The organism is Geminicoccus sp. (assembly GCF_035556675.1).
Classification (GTDB): domain Bacteria; phylum Pseudomonadota; class Alphaproteobacteria; order Geminicoccales; family Geminicoccaceae; genus Geminicoccus.
In genome coordinates this window covers 1-16,619 of the sequence record NZ_DATMFZ010000195.1, presented here as the reverse complement: position 1 = coordinate 16,619, position 16,619 = coordinate 1, and the positions used below count along the sequence as shown (strand labels likewise).

Here is a 16,619-nt window from a genome sequence, read left to right as displayed (position 1 = left end):
ATCGCCGCCACCTCCTCGACCGGGACGCGGTCCAGGATGGAAGCGGCGCGCTTGGGCTTCATGGTCTCGTACAGGCGCGCCAGGCGAGCGGCACGTTCCTCCTGCTCCGCTGCGGCCCGTTCGGCGGCGTCGTCCTGTTCCTGGCGCAGCGCCTGCAGCGTCGCCACCTCCGCGCGCAGCTTCTCGGCCAGATCGTGCAGCGCCGCCTCGCGTGCCGCCAGGTCCTGCTCGCGCCGGCTGAGCTCGCTGCGCTGCGCCTCGATCTCCTCGGCCGCGGCCGCCAGCAGATCGGGCATCCGTTCCGCATCCGGCGCGGCCGCCCCCGCCGCCGGCTCCACTTCCGCCAGCGCCGGTCCTTCCAGCCCGGCCATCCCGTGTCCCGCGAGCAGATCCTGGGCCAGCCACAGACCCGCGCCCAGCAGGCCCAGGGACAGCAGGAGGGCCAGGCGCAACGCGGTGCCACCTTGCGCCCGCCGGAACTCCCGCCCGGCCTGGACCTGGTCCAAAACGGGCACGGCCCGGCCGGACCGTCGGCGCATCATCAACGCAGGTCCCGGATCGCCTGGCGGATCCGCTCGTGCGGCGAGACCGGATCCGGGACTGGCACCGGTCGCCCTGGCGAAGGCGCGGCTGCGGGCTGCTGCGCGGCATGGTAGCGGGCGGCCTCCGCGGCGACTGGTGCCAGGGCGGCCGCCTGGTGCAGCGCGCGCCCCCCGCCTTCGGCCTCGGCAACCAGCCGGCGCAGCTCGCCGGCCAACGCCTCGGCCTCGCTCCGCTGGCGCTGCCATTGCCGGCCCAGGGCCTCGGCCATCGCCCGCATCTCCCGGATCGCCGTCTCGGCGCGGCCGGTCGCTGCCACCAGGTCGCCGACGAACCGGCCGATGCCGTCGCCGCCCTGGCGGAGCACCGTCAGGCGGCGATGCAGCAGCGCGCTCCAGCCGATCGCGACCAGCAGCAGCACGACCAGCACCACCTGCAGCGCCATCTCAAGCATCGCCATCCTCCCGGCGCTCGATCCGCTTCTCCACCCGGACCGCCAGCCGCTCGCCCTGCCGGCCCATCCGCCCGCTCAGCATCGGCACGGCACCGCAGCGCAGCACCACCTCGCTGTCCGGGCGGGTATTCAGCAGCAGGAGCGAGCCCACCTTCAGGCGCATCACGTCCTGCAGGCTCAGCGACTGCTCGTCGAGGACCGCGTCCAGGGTGACGCTGGTCTGCCGCATCTCGCGGGCCAGATGGTTCTCCCAGATCGAATCCCGGCCGAACTTCTCGCCCATGAACATCTGCAGGAGCGTGTCGCGCACCGGCTCCAGCGTGGCATAGGGCAGGAGGAACTCGATCATCCCGCCGCGCGTGTCCATGTCGATCCGCATGCGCACGACCACGCAGGCATTGCCCGGCCGGGCGATCGCCGCAAAGCGCGGGTTGGTCTCGATCCGCTCGAAGCGCATGTCGATCCGGGTGATCGGCGCGAAGGCGGTGGACAGGTCGGCCAGCACCAGCCGGATCAGCCGTTCCACCAGGCTGGCCTCGATCGTGGTGTAGGGGCGGCCCTCGATCCGCATGGCCGAGCAGCCGCGCCGGCCACCCAGCAATACGTCGACGATGCTGTAGATCATCGGGCTGTCGACCGTGACCAGCCCGTAATTGTCCCATTCCTCCGCCCGGAACACGCCCAGCATCGCCGGCAGCGGCACGCCTTCCAGATAATCGCCGAACCGGCGCGCGTAGATGTTCTCGATATGGATGTCGACGTTCTCGGCGGTGAAGTTGCGCAGGCTGGTGGTCAGCATCCGCTCCAGCCGGTCGAACACGATCTCGAGCATCGGCAGGCGCTCATAGGTCACGCCCGCGGCACTCACCAGCGCCTGCACGCCCTGCTTGGCCCCGGCACGGCGGCCGGCGGTGAAGCCCAGGAGATTGTCGATCTCCTCCTGGTTCAGGATCCGGTCCTCGCCGGCGGGCACGTCCGCCGGATGCCCGCTGCCGGAAGCCGACACGCTGCCGCTCATCCCGGCTCTCCCGCCCGCTCCTGCCTCACTGGACCAGCATTTCCTTGAACAGCACGTCGTCGATCCGGCCGGGATCGAGGGCCAGGTTGATGCGGGCCAGCATCTCCTGCTTGAGCCGGTGCAGGGCGGACGGACCGCCCAGATCGTCCACGGTCAGGCTGCGCAGGTAGAGCTGGAAGCTGTCCATGATCCGCGGGGTATACTGCACCACCGTGTCGGCGATGGCCTGGCTGGACACCTCGACGGCCAGGCGCAGCTTCAGGAAGCGCATGCGCTTGCCGTCCGAGCTCAGGTTCACCAGCACGTCGGGCAGGTCGACGAAGATCACCTTGGGCGCTGCCGGTGCGGCGTCGTGCTCGCCGGTGGCGGGCGAAGGCTCGCCAGGCGACATCCCCTCGGCGGCACCGGACGCGGGATCGGGCAGGGCCGCGGCCACGGCGGACGGGGGCGCCGAAAACAGCCCCATGAAATAGGCGCCGGCCCCGCCGGCCGCCGCCAGGGCCAGAAGCCCGATCAGCCCGAACATCATGAGCTTGCCGCGGCCGCCGCCAGCCTGCCCGGCAGCTGCCGGCTCCTTCGCCTTGTCCGCCATGTCCTGCCTGTTCCCGTCGCTCGAAGCGGCCGCCCCAGACGCCCTGGCCGCCTGCCCGCACCCAATCTAGCCGCGACCGGTTAACGAACCCTTGCAACCCGCTGAATCTGGACAGCAGGCCCGCACGGAGGCTTCCATCCCCCTGCCGCAAGCGCGAGGTGGCGCGACATGCCCGAGATCGAGACCGTGGAGATGCATACCGGCGGGGAGCCGGTGCGGATCGTGACCGCGGGCTTTGCCGCACCGGAGGGCGGCACCATCCTGGCCAAGCGCCGCTGGGCGGCCCTGCATGCCGAGGAGCTGCGGCGCTTCCTGATGTGGGAGCCGCGCGGCCATGCCGACATGTATGGCGTGCTGCCGGTCGAGCCGGACCTGCCGGATGCCGACCTGGCGGTGCTGTTCATGCACAATGCCGGCTGGTCGACCATGTGCGGCCATGCGGTGATAGCCCTCGGCCGGTTCGCGGTGGAGCGGGGCCTGGTCCCGGTCCGGGAGCCTGAGACGCCGGTGCGCATCCAGTGCCCCTGCGGCCTGGTCGAGGCGCTGGTCGAGGTCAGGAACGGCAAGAGCGGCGCCGTGCGGTTCCGTTCGGTCCCGGCTTTCGCCCATGGCCTGGATCGCGTCCTGGAGGTCGAGGCGGTCGGACCGGTCCTGGTCGACGTCGGCTATGGCGGGGCCTTCTATGCGGTGATCGACGCCAGCCAGTTCGGCCTGGACGTCGGCCGCTCGCCGATCGGCGAGCTGGTCGAGCTGGCCCACCGGATCACCATGGCCGGCCGGACGCAGCTGGAGCTGTTCCATCCGGACGACCCGGACCTGGCGTTCCTCTACGGCACGATCCTGACCGATGGCGGCTACGGCGAGGACGCGCCGTCGGCCAATGTCTGCGTGTTCGCCGAGCGGGAGGTCGACCGGAGCCCGACCGGCTCGGGCGTCACCGCGCGCATGGCGCTGATGCACCGGCGCCGGCAGGTGCAGCCCGGCAGCATCCGCCGCTTCGCCAGCCGCACCGGGGCGGTGTTCACCGGGCAGGTGGTCCAGGAGGAACGGCTGGGCGTCCTGCCGGCAGTGCGGGTCGAGGTGGCGGGCCGCGCCCATTTCACCGGTACCGGCCGCTTCACCCTGGAGGAGGACGATCAGATCGGCCGCGGTTTCCTGCTCGGGTGAACCATGCCGGCCTCAGCGCTGGACGATGCCGCTCCAGCCGCCCGAGATCAGCGCGGTGATGTCGGGCAGCACGCGTGCCAGCGAGATGCCGGGGTAGAGGAGATAGCTCGGCCGCCAGGTGGGCTGGAACTTCGCCTTGAAGGCGCGCAGGCCCTGGAAGTTGTAGAGGCGGCCGCCATGCCTGGCCGCGATCCGCCCGAACTTCGCCCAGGGCGAGGCCAGATGGTGCTCGGGCAGCCCTGCCAGCGGCGCCATGCCGAGGTCGAACCAGGCAGCACCCTCCGCCTTGGCCCACAGGATCGTTTCCACGATCAGGTAGTCCATGGTGCCGGGCGGCGCGTCCGGCAGGAAGCGCATCAGGTCGATGCCGATCTCCTGGCCGTCGCCCGCGCGCCAGATGTTGGCGAACGCGATGATCCGGCCGTCGCGGCGCACGACGGAACAGGGCGAGATCGACAGGTAGGCGGGGTCGAAGCGGCCGAGCGAGAAGCGCTTCTCGCGGGTCTTCCGCTCGGCCAGCCAGGCCGACGACACGTGGCCCAGCTCGTCCAGATGGGCCGGCATCTCGGACGGCGACAGGACGGCGAAGCTCAGGCCGGCGCGCGGGGCGCGGTTGCGCACGTTGCGCAGTTCGCCCCGCTGCTTGCCCTGCAGATCGAACGCCGGCAGCGAGATCCGGGCATTCTCGCCGATCTTGACCGGGCGCAGGCCGAGATCGAGCAGCCAGGGCAGGGCATCCGGACCCACCTGGTAGAACACGGTGCGGCCGCCATGGCGGTCGACCTGCGCGTGGAAGTCCCAGAGCAGCTCGGCCCAGCGCTCCTTGGGCCCCACGGGCTCGCCCATCACCACCCAGGAGCGGCCCTGGACCGCGTACATCAGGAACGCCTCGCCCGTCCGGTCGAAGAACAGGGCCTTGTCGCCGGTGAACACCAGCATGGCGGTGGTCGAGCCGTGCTTCGCCACGATCGGCCGGGCCCGTTCCAGCTCCTCGGGCGTCGCGGGATGGGGTGCGGCCGGCGGCGGCCGCAGGAGCTGGGCCACGCCCAGCAGTGCTGCGACCAGCAGGGCGATGGTGACCCCGCGCATCGACCGGGAAGCGGCCGCCTCCAGGGCAAAGGTCGACCACAGGCTGTGGCTGTAGTCGACATGGCGGTAGGCGAAGAACAGGATCCAGACCATCGCCGCCAGCACCGCCGCGATCGCCACCACCCAGCTCAGCGACAGCCGCTCGTCCAGGAGCGAGCTCTTGCGGTAGAAGTCCGAGCGGCAGGGCAGGAGCAGGACCAGCACGAGCAGCAGGTAGATCGCCTCCTCGTAGTCGAGCCCCTTGGCGAGCGTCGCGAGCGCGCCGGTGGCCAGCCCCAGTGCCGCCAGCGTCCAGGCGGCATTGACACGGCGATACAGGCCGCGGGCCACCAGCAGCAGCCCGGCCCCCACCATGCTGGCCCAGACATGGGCGAACTCGACCAGGAACAGCGGCAGGTATTCGCCCAGGAGATCCATGCGGGGCTCCTGGGCCGGGGTGGCGACCGACAGGAGCAGGATCACCCCGGCGATCCCGGTCAGGATCGCGAACAGGGTCGGCGCCATCGGCCCGATCGCCTTGAGGGTGATCTGGCCGACCGTGCCGAGCCAGCCCCGGATCCGCGCCACTTCCAGCCCGCCCATGATCACCGCGCCCAGCAGCAGCGGCACCAGGTAGTAGCAGATCCGGAACAGGACCAATCCGCCGACCACGCCCACGATCAGGTCGTCGGCCGGGCGCAGCAGCACCAGCACCGCGCCCTCGAACACGCCGAGGCTGCCCGGCACGCTGCTGACCACGCCCACCATGATGGCGGCGGTGAAGACCGTGATCGCCGCCGGCAGCGACAGGCCGAGCTCGGTCGGCATCAGCACCCAGAAGGCGGTGGCGGCAGCACCCAGGTCGAGCAGGCCCAGGATGATCTGGATGATGGTGACGCCCGGGGTGGGCGCCTGGATCCGGTGGCCGCGGACCTCGATGCTGCGCGGCTTCAGCCAGCCCCAGAAGATGTAGGCGGCGACGACCGTCAGCAGCAGGCAGCCCAGCGAGAACCAGAGCGTGGTCGAGATCGGCGTGGCCTGGCTCAGTGTCTCGGGTGAGAGCACCAGGACGAGGCCGGACAGGGTGGCGACACCCAGGGAGAAGGTGAAGGTGAAGAAGGCCTGGACCTTGGCGACGTCCAGCGCGCCCAGCCCCTGGCCGACATAGAAGCGGTAGCGCACCCCGGCGCCCACGAAGGGGGCGAAGCCCGTACAGTGCGCGATCGACTGGGTGACGAAGCTCGCGGTCGCGATGTGGATCAGCGGCAGTCTCTTACCTGCCCACCGGACCCCGTAGATCTCGTAGCCCACCAGCATGGCGAAGCTGAAGAAGGTGAAGAACAGCGCCAGGAAGACGCGGTCCCAGCCGATCCGCTGGATTTCCTCGGTGACGTCGTGCCAATGGAACGAGCCGACCATGCGGTGCAGCACGGCGATCGCCACCACGAACAGGACCGCACCCACCACGTAGGGTGCCAGCACCTTCAGGTGCGTGAGCCAGGCGCGCCCCCTGCCGGCTGGGCTCTCGCCGCTCTCCGTCGCCTCCGCCACCTGAGGTGCACTCACCAAGTTCCTCCACTCCTCTGCCCGAGGCCGGCCAGGATTCTCGCTGCGATCGCCGCGTAGTCACCGTCGAAATGATGGCCGCCGGGACGCTCGACCAGCTCGGCGCCGTTGGCCTCGGCGCTGCGGCAGCCCGTCTCGTCGGCCGGTTCGTCCGCGCCGAAAAAGCACTGGACGCGGCTCCTGTCCATGCGGGCGAGGTCGGGCGGGATCGGCCGGGCATCCGGGCTGGCCCAGCCGACCCAGTCCGTCAGGTGGAACTCGAAATCCGCCGATACCCCGAGCGCCAGCAGGCTGACCTGCGTGATCGCTGCCTGGGTCTGCGGCGCCAGCAGCGGCCAGACCGCCGGCAGCACGTCGGCGCCGAAGCTGTAGCCGACCAGAGCCACCCGGTCCTTGCCCCATTGCCGGCGATAGTGGCGCACGATCCGGTCCAGGTCGCCCGCCACCTCGGCCGGCTGGCGCGCTTTCCAGAAATAGCGCAGGGAATCCAGGCCCAGCGTCGGCAGGCCGTGCGCCACGAAATAGTCGGCGATGCTCTTGTCCAGGTCGCGCCAGCCGCCGTCGCCGGACAGGACGAGGGCGAAGGTGTGGCCGGGCCCCTCTGCCGGAAGTTCGACCAGGGGCAGGTCGGCCAGCGGCGCCCCCTCGTCGCCCGGCGGTGCCCATAGCACGAGGCCGGCGTCGATCGCCCTTGCCAGCGCCGTGCCGAGGTCGTTCCGGGGATCCAGGGTCACCGAAGCGGACCTGGCCATGGGTGGCCAGGAAGCGGCCGGGTCGGCCGCGTGCCAGCGTGCGTCCACCAGCCAGCCGTCTTGCTGGATGGGTGGCGGGTAGGCGAAGCCGCCCGCGGCGTCGCCGCCGGCGGCGCCAGCCGGGCAGAACGGCAGGCGCGAGCGCACCCGTTCCGCCCGGTCCAGCGCCACGGCACCCGCCAGGGTCGCCGGTGGCGCATTGGCCAGGGCGGCCGCGGCGAGCGTGCCGCCGGCACCCAGTCCCGCCACGATCCCCAGCTGGTAGCGGCTGCTGCGCCAGGTGCGCTGCATGAGCTTGCCGGCAGCCTCGAGGTCGCCCACCAGATAATGGCAGTCGGTGTCGGCGGGGTCGGCAGCCAGGGCGTCGAGCCAGGTGGCGAGGTCGATGCCGATCACCCCGTGGCCCGCTGCCGAGAGCCTGGTCGCAGCCTGCTCCATCGGCTCGTTCCAGCCGTCCAGGTCGGACACCAGGAACAGGATGGCCCTGGTCTCGCCGGCAGGTGCTGCGACATGCAGCGTGCCCAGCCGGCTGCCGGATGCCGGCGCCACCGGCTCCGTCGCAAGGAGCGGCTTCGGGCCGGCCGCCACTGCCAGGAGTGCCAGGAGGAACCAGATCGGGAACCACGCCATGATGGGACTCCGGCAGGACGTGCCGCACAGGGAGTGATGGCCAGCACGGTGGAGTAGCTGGCGACCTGGGCGATCCGCAACATGCAGCGTGCCGCCGGCCCGGAGGGGTTGCCGATATGCCCTTCACGCGTCGCCCGGCCGACGCCATATCAACGGCATGACCGACAAGTTACCGGCATCCCGCGGCAAGGGGGACGTCCTGGGGTTCGTGGCGGAGGCGCAGGCCCTGGCACCGGCCGCGCGGGACGTGGCGCGCGTGATCTTCGCGGTGGATGCCACCCAGTCCCGCGAGGCCACCTGGGATCTGGCCACTGGCCTGCAGATGCAGATGTTCGATGCCGCGGCGGCCCTGGGCGGCATCGGCGTACAGCTCGTCTACTTCCGCGGGCTGGACGAGTGCCGCGCCTCGCGCTGGCATCTGCAGCCGCGGCCGCTGATCGAGGCGATGGGCAGGGTCCGCTGCATGGCCGGCCATACCCAGATCGCCCGGGTGCTGCGGCACGCGCTCCGGCAGCGGCAGGAAGGCCGGGTGGCGGCGCTGGTGCTGGTGGGCGATGCCTGCGAGGAATCGGCGGACGAACTGGTGGGGCTTGCCGGGCAGCTCCGGCTGGTGTCGGTGCCGGTGTTCGCCTTCCACGAGGGCCCGGACCGGAACGCCGAGCGGTTGTTCCGCGACCTGGCCCGGGTGAGTGGCGGCGCGTTCCACCCCTTCGACCGGCAGTCGCCGCGGGTGCTGGCCGATGCGCTGCGCGCGGTCGCGGTGTTCGCCTCGGGCGGTGCCGCGGCGCTGCAGAAGCTGGCGGCGCGCGAGGGCGGCACGGTCCGACAGATCGCCCAGCAGCTCGGCAGATGATCGCGCTGGTTTGGATCCTGGGAGCGGCGGGACTGCTGATCGGCGGCTGGTATGCCGCCGGCAGCTTCGTGCGCGCCTCGCCGCAGGCGCTGGCCAGCGCGTTCCGGCTGTTCCTCGCGAGCTTCGCGGCCTTGGCGGGCATGGGCCTGCTGGCGTTCGGGCGCCTGGGTGTGCTGGCGGCGCTGGCGGGTGCGGTGGCACTCACGGCGGTGCGGCTGGCCAGGCAGCGGCGTCCGCCGGACCCGCTGGAAGAAGCGGGGGCCGCGGGTCAGTCCACCGTCGAGACCGGCTGGCTCACGATGCGGCTGGACCGGGCCAGCGGCCAGCTGAGCGGTCAGGTGCGGCAGGGGCGGTTCGCGGGCCGTGAACTGGCCTCGCTGGACCTGGCAGAGCTGCTCCAGCTGCGGGACGATCTGGCGACGGCCGAACCCGCCTCCTTGCCGCTGATCGATACCTGGCTGGACCGGGTGGCGCCGGATTGGCGGCAGGGCGCACGATCCGGGACGAACCGTGGCACCGATGCCACGGCCGGGCCCGGCGCGATGGATGAGACGACGGCACTGGAGGTGCTGGGGCTGCGGCAGGGCGCCGGCCGGACCGAGATCGAAGCCGCCTATCGCCGGGTCATGGCGAAGGTCCACCCGGACAAGGGCGGCTCCGACCGCCTGGCCAGCCTCGTCAATGCGGCAAGAGACTATCTGCTGAATCGTCCTTGGTAACCTGACTTTCTGCACCCGGCCGTGGTAGACACAACCGGAACGTGAACAGTTGCAGAAGGCGAGGGTCTGGGCTTCATGCCGATGAATGCGGCGATTCAGTTCGAGGATGCCAGCTTCAGGACAGATCAGCCGCGGTTGATGGGCCGTCAGGCCGCGACGGAGAGCTTCTTCCGCGCCTGGCTGCAGCACGGGCAGATCGACGTGGCGGTGGGATATGTCGAGCGGGCGGCCGAGCGGGCGGCGTTCGCCGACGCGGTCCGGCGGATCGACGGCCACGACCGCCGTCTGATGGCGCTGGCGACGCCGGCCGACACCACGGCGGTCCAGGCGACCGGCACGCTGTTCCGGGGCGACCCGGGCCTGGCCGATCTGGCCTATCGCCGCCGGCGCGGCGACCCGCGCCGCTGGTCGCTGGTCGGGATCACCCACACCACCGCGTCGGTGGGGGCCATGCGGGCACTGGGCGAGCTGGTGACAGGTCCGCTGGAGCCCTGGGATGCGGTGATCTGCACCTCCAGCGCGGTGCAGGCGATGGTCCGACGGCAGGTCGATGGCACCTTCGCCTATCTCCAGGAACGGCTGGGCGCCAGCCGCCGGCCGAAGCTGAACCTGCCGGTGATCCCGCTGGGTATCGACACACGCAGCTTCGATGCCGACACGCACGCCGCGGCCGAGGCACGCCAAGCGTTGCGGGCTAGGCTCGGGATCGCCGAGGAGGACGTGGCCGTTCTCTATTTCGGCCGGCTGAACGCCTATGTGAAGGCTCATCCGCTGCCGATGTTCCTGGGCCTGGACGAGGCCGTGGCGGAACTCGGTCCACGTCTTTCCGGGCGCGTCCACCTGATCCAGGCGGGCTGGTTCACCGACGACAAGCGCCAGGGCCACTGGGAGGAAGCCCAGCGCCTGCTGGCCCCCCGGATCGTCCACCATGTGCTGGATGGCCGGCAGCCGGAGCTGCGCTCCGGGCTGTGGTTCGCCGCCGACCTGTTCGTGAGCTTTGCCGACAACATCCAGGAAACCTTCGGCCTCACGCCGGTGGAGGCGATGGCCGCGGGACTGCCGGTCGTGGGCTCGGACTGGGACGGCTACCGCGAGACCGTGACGCCCGAATGCGGCATCCTGGTGCCGACGGTGACGCCGCCACCAGCCGCCGGCACCTGGCTCGCCGAGCGCTTCGAGGACGGCTACGAGACCTACGACACCTATTGCGCGACCGCGGCCCTGGCGACCGCGGTCGATGTCGGTGCGGCGCGCGAAGCGTTCAAGGTCCTGCTGGCCGATCCGGCGAGGCGGCAGGAGATGGGCCAGGCCGGCCGGGCGCGCGCGCGGGCGCTCTATGACTGGGCCACCGTGATCGCCGCCTACCAGAGCCTGTTCCGCGACCTGGAGAAGCTGCGCAAGAAGGCGCAGCCCGTGCCGCGCCGGGCCGCGGCCAACCCCTGGCGCCGCAATCCCCTGGATCTGTTCCAGAACTATCCAAGCCGGGTGATGCAGGCTGGGCTGCGCGTGCGCGCGACCGCGCGGGCATTGGTCGGCTCGGGGCCGGACCTGATGGCGCTCGACATCGTCCAGCTGCGCAACCGCGTGCCATGCGACGGGCCGAAGAGCCGGTCCCTGATGGAGCGGATCGCGACGGCCGGTGTCGCCGGGGTCAGCTTCGAGGAGCTGCTGCGCGGCGAGAGCGGCGAAGCCGCGATGATCCTGACCTATCATCTGGGCTGGCTGATGAAGATCGGCGTGGTCGAGCTGATGAGCTGACCGGGCCGGCTGCGACAGCGGCAGTGGTATCAACCCTGCGTTTCAAGTTGCCCCGTGGGCTCGCCCTGCGCATATAGATAGGGCTCCAGCCGCTGCCGTTGTCCCCGCCTGCCGAACCCGGTCCGGAGCCGCATGCACCACGCGCCACTGCTCGCAACGATCTGTGTCGGCCTGGTTCTGGCCTTCTTCTTCGGCGCGATCGCGCATCGGCTGAAGATCTCGCCGCTGGTCGGCTATCTCCTGGCGGGTGCCGCGGTCGGCCCGTTCACGCCCGGCTTCGTCGCCGATCAGGGTCTGGCCAACCAGCTGGCCGAGGTCGGCGTCATCCTGCTGATGTTCGGCGTGGGCCTGCATTTCTCGATCAAGGATCTCCTGTCGGTGCGGCTGATCGCCGTACCAGGTGCGGTGGCGCAGATCGCGGTGGCGACCTTGCTCGGCCTGTCGCTGGCGCTCCTGGCGGGCTGGTCGGTGGCCGGTGGCGTGGTGTTCGGCCTGGCACTTTCGGTCGCGAGCACGGTGGTGCTGCTCCGCGCCATTCAGGAGCGGCGCCTGGTGGAGACCGAGCGCGGCCGGATCGCGGTCGGCTGGCTGATCGTCGAGGACCTGGTGATGGTGTTCGCCCTGGTCCTGATCCCGGTGATCGCCCACGCCGTCCAGGGCACGGAGGTGACCGAGCATGTCGAGGTGGGTGCGGGCCCGCTGGTCACCCATCTCGACCTCGGCCTCTGGGGCATGCTGGTCCTCACCCTCGGCAAGGTGGTCGCCTTCGTGGCGCTGATGCTCGTGGTGGGCCGGCGGGTGATCCCGCGGCTCCTGCACTGGGTCGCCCATACCGGCTCGCGCGAGCTGTTCCGCCTGTCTGTGCTGGCGATAGCACTCGGCGTCGCCTACGGCGCCACCGCCCTGTTCGACGTGTCCTTCGCGCTGGGCGCCTTCTTCGCCGGGATGATCTTGAACGAATCGCCGCTCAGCCAGCGCGCCGCACAGGAGACGCTGCCGCTGCGCGATGCGTTCGCGGTGCTGTTCTTCATCTCGGTGGGCATGCTGTTCGACCCGGCCATCGTGGTCGAGGCGCCCTACCCGTTCCTGGGCACGCTGCTGATCATCCTGGTGGGCAAGTCGATCGCCGCCTACGTGATCGTGCGCGCGTTCGGCCGGCCGGTCTCGACCGCCTGCACCATCTCGGCGAGCCTGGCCCAGATCGGCGAGTTCTCGTTCATCCTGGCGACACTGGGCGTCCAGACCGGGCTCTTGCCCGAGATGGGTCGCGACCTGATCCTGGCAGGCGCGATCATCTCGATCCTCCTGAACCCCTTCGCCTTCGCGCTTTCGGACCGCGTGGCGCCGGTGGAGCCGGAGGAGCGCCGGGCACCCACCCCGGCGGCGCCGCCGCAAAGCCGTGCGGTCCCGACGCCGACGGACCTGTCCGGCCACACCGTCCTGGTCGGCTATGGCAGGGTGGGCCGGGTGGTCGGCAGCGGCCTGCGCGACGCGGCCGAGCCGTTCCTGGTGATCGAGGACCGCGACGAGCCCGCAGCCCTGGCCAGGCGCGACGGGGCGGAGGTCATGAGCGGCAATGCCGCGGACCCGCGCGTGCTGGAGGCGGCCAATCTCGCCAATGCCCGGCGGCTGTTCGTGGCAATCGCGCAGAGCTTCGAGGCCGGCCAGGTGGTCGAGCAGGCCCGGCGGGCCAACCCGACCCTGGAGATCCTCGCCCGCGCCCATTCCGATGCCGAGCTGGAATATCTGGCCGGGCTCGGGGCCAGCGAGACCATCCTGGGCGAGCGAGAGATCGCCCGGGCGATGCTGCGCCATGCCGGGGTCGGTGACGTCGAGGCCGCTGCTCCGGTGCTGGCACCGCAGGTGCCGGCCGCGCCGGTAGCGCCCCCGCCCGCGCGCGAGCCCGACCGGGCATGCGACGGCGTCTCCACCTGACCCGCTCCCCGGCGGGAGAAGGTGCCGGGCCCTGACTTCTGGCAGGTCGATCTGAGCCCGGGCACGGAGCTGACCGGCAAGCCGGTCACGAACGAGGAGCGGGGCGAGAAACTCCGCGCCGTGCCCGGCGGCTGAGGGGCAGGATGCCTCCTCAGAAGGCCTCCTCGAGCATCTGCCGGTAGTCGGCGGCAGTGGCCGCGCGCGGGTTGGTGGCATGGCTGTGATCGGCCAGGGCGCGCTCGATCACGAGGTCGAACACGTCGCGGCCGACCCCCAGGGCGCTCAGGCTCGCCGGCACGCCCAGGTCACGGTTCAGGGCGGCGAACGCGTCGGCCAGGTCCTCGCCGGCGCCAAGCCCGAGGACCGACTTCAGCCGCTCCAGCTTGTCGCCGACATGGCCGGCATTGAAGCGCAGCACCGGCGGCAGCAGGAGCGCGTTCAGCGTGCCGTGGTGCAGCGCCGGGCTCTTCAGGCCGCCCAAAGCATGGGACAGTGCATGAACCGCGCCCAAGCCCTTCTGGAAGCACAGGCCGCCCTGCAGCGAACCCATCATCAGCTCCCAACGGGCCTGGCGGTCCTGCCCGTCCTGGCAGGCCTTGCGGATGTTGCGCCAGACCCGGCCGGCGCCGTCCAGGCCGATCGCATCGGCCGGCGGGTTGACCCTGGGCGAGAGGAAGGTCTCGACGCAATGGGACAGCGCGTCGATACCGGTGACCGCGGTCAGGCCGGGCGGCAGGCCCAGCGTGAGCTCCGGGTCGCACACCGCCTTCTTGGGGATGACGTGCGGGCTGATGAAGCCCAGCTTGCGGCCGTCGTCCAGCGTGATCAGCGCGGCGCGCCCGACCTCCGAGCCGGTGCCGGCGGTGGTCGGCACCGCGATCACCGGAGCGACCTTGGCGGTGATCCGGGTGAGACCGCCCAGGATCATGGCGTAGTCGGCGAGCTGTCCCTCATGGGTCGCCATCAGCGCCACGCCCTTGGCGAGATCGATCGGCGAGCCTCCGCCGAGTGCCACAATGCCGTCGCAGCCGGCTTCACGGTAGGCGAGGGCGGCCGCCTTCACTGCTGATTCGGTGGGGTTGCTCGGGACATCCAGGAACAGGGGCACGTCCTGACCGAGCAGCTCCTGGACCCGACCGACCAGCCCCGCCTTCTCCAGACCGCGATCGCTGACCAGCAGGGGCCGGGCGATGCCGAGCGCCTTCAGATCTTCGGTGAGCCCGTTCACCGCGCCGAAGTCGAAGCGGATCGCGGTAAGGTAGTTGATGTCGGCCATATGTCTCCGGAGCCTCCGCTCGAGCCTGCGTGTCGGGGCGCGGTACTACGACCAGCGCCCGAACAGAACCCCAGAACGACGGCAGCGGGCGGAACCCTGAAAGCAGCCTGCGGTTGAGACTGGAGAACCGCAGCTCCAGGGAGACGATGATGCTCCTCCAGGGTCTCGTCGGCGGACTGGCCAGCGCCGCCATTCTCATGCTGGCCCTTGCTCCCGTCCATGGCGCCCAGCACCGTTCCCGACGCCGGCACCGCTGAGGTACCGGCCGGTCAGCCGCGTCGACGGCGCCGGCGGCCTTCGCCTTCCTCGGCTGCCAGCTCCTTGGGTGCCGGCAGCGCGACCGCCTTGGTCAGGTGCACATAGCTGGCGGTCTTGTGCGGGAACGCCATCGCCTCGACGAAGTGCTGCTGGAAGTTGGGCTCGATCGCGGTCTCGATCTTCTGGATCCGCTTCACCACCGATTCGATCTCGCGCCGTGCCCCCTTGTTCAGCAGGGCGATGCGTGCACCGGTGCCGGCCGCGTTGCCGGCGGCCTGGACCTTGGCGAGGTCGCAGTCCGGGATCAGGCCAAGCACCATGGCATAGGTCGTGTCGATATGGCTGCCGAAGGCGCCGGCCAGCATCACCCGGTCGACATGGGTGACGCCGAAATGGTCCATCAGCAGCTGCGAGCCGGCATAGAGGGCGGCCTTGGCGAGCTGGATGGCGCGCACGTCGGTCTGGGTGATCCGGATGCGCGGCTCGCCGTCCCGCAGCAGGTAGGAGAAGGTGCGGCCGTCCGGCTCGATCCGCGGAGTGCGGGCCGCCATGCCGCCGTCGATCACGCCGTCCTTGCTGATGATTCCGCACAGGAACATCTCGGCCAGCACTTCGATGATGCCGGAGCCGCAGATGCCGGTGACGCCGGTCTTGCGCGTGGCCTCGGCGAAGCCCGGATCGTCCGACCACAGGTCGCAGCCGATCACCTTGAAGCGCGGCTCCAGCGTATCCTTGTCGATCCGCACCCGCTCGATCGCACCCGGTGCCGCGCGCTGCCCGCCAGAGATCTGGGCACCCTCGAAGGCCGGACCGGTCGGCGAGGAGCAGGCGAGCAGCTTGTCCTTGTTGCCCAGCACGATCTCGGCATTGGTGCCGACATCCACCACCAGCGAGACTTCGTCGCGCAGATAGGGGGTTTCGGAGAGGACGACACCCGCCGCATCCGCACCGACATGGCCGGCAATGCAGGGCAGCACGTAGACCCCGGCACCGCGGTTGATGGCGCTGTCCAGGCCCAGCTCGGCAGCACGCAGGTCCAGCGCGCTGTCCAGCGCCAGGGCAAACGGTGCGCCGCCCAGCTCCGTGGGGTCGATGCCCAGCAGCAGGTGGTGCATCACCGGGTTGCCGACCAGGACCACGTCCATGATCAGGTCCGGGTCGATCCCGGCCTCGCGCGCCACCTCGCCGGCCAGCGTCGCCAGGGCTTCCCGGACCGCGGCGGTCATCTCGACCTCGCCGCCCGGGTTCATCATCACATAGGACACCCGGCTCATCAGATCCTCACCGAAGCGGATCTGCGGGTTCATGAGGCCAGACGACGCCACGACCTCACCGGTGCCGAGGTCGCACAGATGGGCGGCGATGGTGGTGGAGCCGACGTCGATCGCGAGACCGAAGATCCGCTCGACCAGACCCGGCCAGACCGAGACGATCCGCCGGCCGTCATGCACCGCCACGGTAACCTGCCAGCCGCCCTTGCGCAGCGCCTTCTGCAGGCCCTGGAGAACATGGAGATCGGCGGTCAGCCCCTCCAGCTGCCATTGGATGCGCAGCGCCTCCAGGAGGCGCTCCAGGTCGCCGCGCGGGTCGTGCATGTCCGGCTCCTGCACCTCGACGAAGTGCAGGGTGGTCACCGGGTCGAGCGCGATCTCGCGGACTTCCGCCCGCTTGCGCACCACCTGCTTGTGGACCTGGCTCTCGGGCGGCACGTCGATCACGACGTCGCCTTCGAGCAGGCTCTGGCAGGACAGGCGCCGGCCCTCGACCATGCCCTTGCGCTGCCGGTAGCGCTCCTCGGTGGCGGTGAACGCGTTCAGGTGCGCGGCCGAGGAGTCGATGCCGTGCTTGGCGAACGAACCCTCGCCGACCGTCACCTGGCAACGGCCGCACAAGGCCCGGCCGCCGCAGACCGAATCGATGTCGACGCCCAGCTTGCGCGCGGCTTCGAGCAGCCTGGTGCCGATCGGGAAGCGGCCGCGCTTGCCGGACGGCGTGAAGACGACGAGGGCGTCGGTCACGATGGCAGGATCTCG

Annotated in this window: 12 protein-coding genes and 1 pseudogene; 5 read left to right on the top strand and 8 right to left on the bottom strand. The window is 70.8% G+C overall.

Annotated features, from left to right (window positions below):
* The 4 genes and pseudogenes from VNS22_RS14210 to VNS22_RS14195 all read right to left on the bottom strand — a co-directional run.
* Positions 1-542 (bottom strand): annotated as a pseudogene (locus VNS22_RS14210) (hypothetical protein); the annotation flags it as partial.
* Complete coding sequence (locus tag VNS22_RS14205; RefSeq protein ID WP_325733485.1) at positions 542-994, bottom strand: DUF6468 domain-containing protein; 453 nt, start codon at positions 992-994, stop codon at positions 542-544. The pseudogene VNS22_RS14210 and the gene VNS22_RS14205, both read right to left, overlap by 1 nt.
* The gene (gene fliM / locus VNS22_RS14200) at positions 987-2,012 is read right to left on the bottom strand and encodes a flagellar motor switch protein FliM (RefSeq protein WP_325733483.1); all 1,026 of its coding nucleotides are present in this window, start codon (positions 2,010-2,012) and stop codon (positions 987-989) included. The genes VNS22_RS14205 and fliM overlap by 8 nt, the downstream gene beginning before the upstream one ends.
* A gap of 25 nt (positions 2,013-2,037) precedes the next feature.
* Entirely contained in the window at positions 2,038-2,604 is a 567-nt protein-coding gene (locus VNS22_RS14195; RefSeq protein ID WP_325733481.1) for a flagellar basal body-associated FliL family protein, read from the bottom strand.
* A gap of 168 nt (positions 2,605-2,772) precedes the next feature.
* On the opposite strand from VNS22_RS14195, the gene VNS22_RS14190 reads away from it, so the two are divergent.
* Positions 2,773-3,771: a proline racemase family protein gene (locus tag VNS22_RS14190; protein WP_325733479.1), complete on the top strand. Its 999-nt coding sequence runs from the start codon at positions 2,773-2,775 to the stop codon at positions 3,769-3,771.
* 12 nt (positions 3,772-3,783) lie between these two features.
* Here VNS22_RS14190 and mprF read toward each other — a convergent pair whose 3' ends face one another.
* Positions 3,784-6,405 carry a bifunctional lysylphosphatidylglycerol flippase/synthetase MprF gene (gene mprF, locus VNS22_RS14185; RefSeq protein WP_325733478.1) on the bottom strand — a complete coding sequence of 874 codons (2,622 nt, stop codon included), beginning with the start codon at positions 6,403-6,405 and terminating at the stop codon, positions 3,784-3,786.
* Positions 6,402-7,787 carry a virulence factor family protein gene (locus VNS22_RS14180; RefSeq protein ID WP_325733476.1) on the bottom strand — a complete coding sequence of 462 codons (1,386 nt, stop codon included), beginning with the start codon at positions 7,785-7,787 and terminating at the stop codon, positions 6,402-6,404. The genes mprF and VNS22_RS14180 overlap by 4 nt, the downstream gene beginning before the upstream one ends.
* A 157-nt stretch (positions 7,788-7,944) precedes the next feature.
* Here VNS22_RS14180 and VNS22_RS14175 point away from each other — a divergent pair, with 157 nt between their 5' ends.
* From VNS22_RS14175 to ybaL, 4 genes are all read left to right on the top strand, one after another.
* Complete coding sequence (locus tag VNS22_RS14175) at positions 7,945-8,640, top strand: VWA domain-containing protein (protein WP_325733474.1); 696 nt, start codon at positions 7,945-7,947, stop codon at positions 8,638-8,640.
* Complete coding sequence (locus tag VNS22_RS14170; RefSeq protein ID WP_325733472.1) at positions 8,637-9,359, top strand: hypothetical protein; 723 nt, start codon at positions 8,637-8,639, stop codon at positions 9,357-9,359. The genes VNS22_RS14175 and VNS22_RS14170 overlap by 4 nt, the downstream gene beginning before the upstream one ends.
* Before the next feature lie 138 nt (positions 9,360-9,497).
* Positions 9,498-11,117: a glycosyltransferase family 4 protein gene (locus VNS22_RS14165; protein ID WP_325733470.1), complete on the top strand. Its 1,620-nt coding sequence runs from the start codon at positions 9,498-9,500 to the stop codon at positions 11,115-11,117.
* A 132-nt stretch (positions 11,118-11,249) separates the two neighbouring features.
* Positions 11,250-13,052, top strand: coding sequence for a YbaL family putative K(+) efflux transporter (ybaL, locus tag VNS22_RS14160; protein ID WP_325733469.1), 1,803 nt, complete (start codon positions 11,250-11,252; stop codon positions 13,050-13,052).
* Between the two features lie 151 nt (positions 13,053-13,203).
* On the opposite strand, the gene VNS22_RS14155 is transcribed toward ybaL, so the two are convergent.
* Both VNS22_RS14155 and VNS22_RS14150 read right to left on the bottom strand, forming a co-directional pair.
* Positions 13,204-14,328: an iron-containing alcohol dehydrogenase gene (locus VNS22_RS14155; protein WP_325733467.1), complete on the bottom strand. Its 1,125-nt coding sequence runs from the start codon at positions 14,326-14,328 to the stop codon at positions 13,204-13,206.
* A gap of 269 nt (positions 14,329-14,597) precedes the next feature.
* Positions 14,598-16,604 carry an ASKHA domain-containing protein gene (locus VNS22_RS14150; RefSeq protein ID WP_349261789.1) on the bottom strand — a complete coding sequence of 669 codons (2,007 nt, stop codon included), beginning with the start codon at positions 16,602-16,604 and terminating at the stop codon, positions 14,598-14,600.
* Positions 16,605-16,619: the final 15 nt, after the last annotated feature.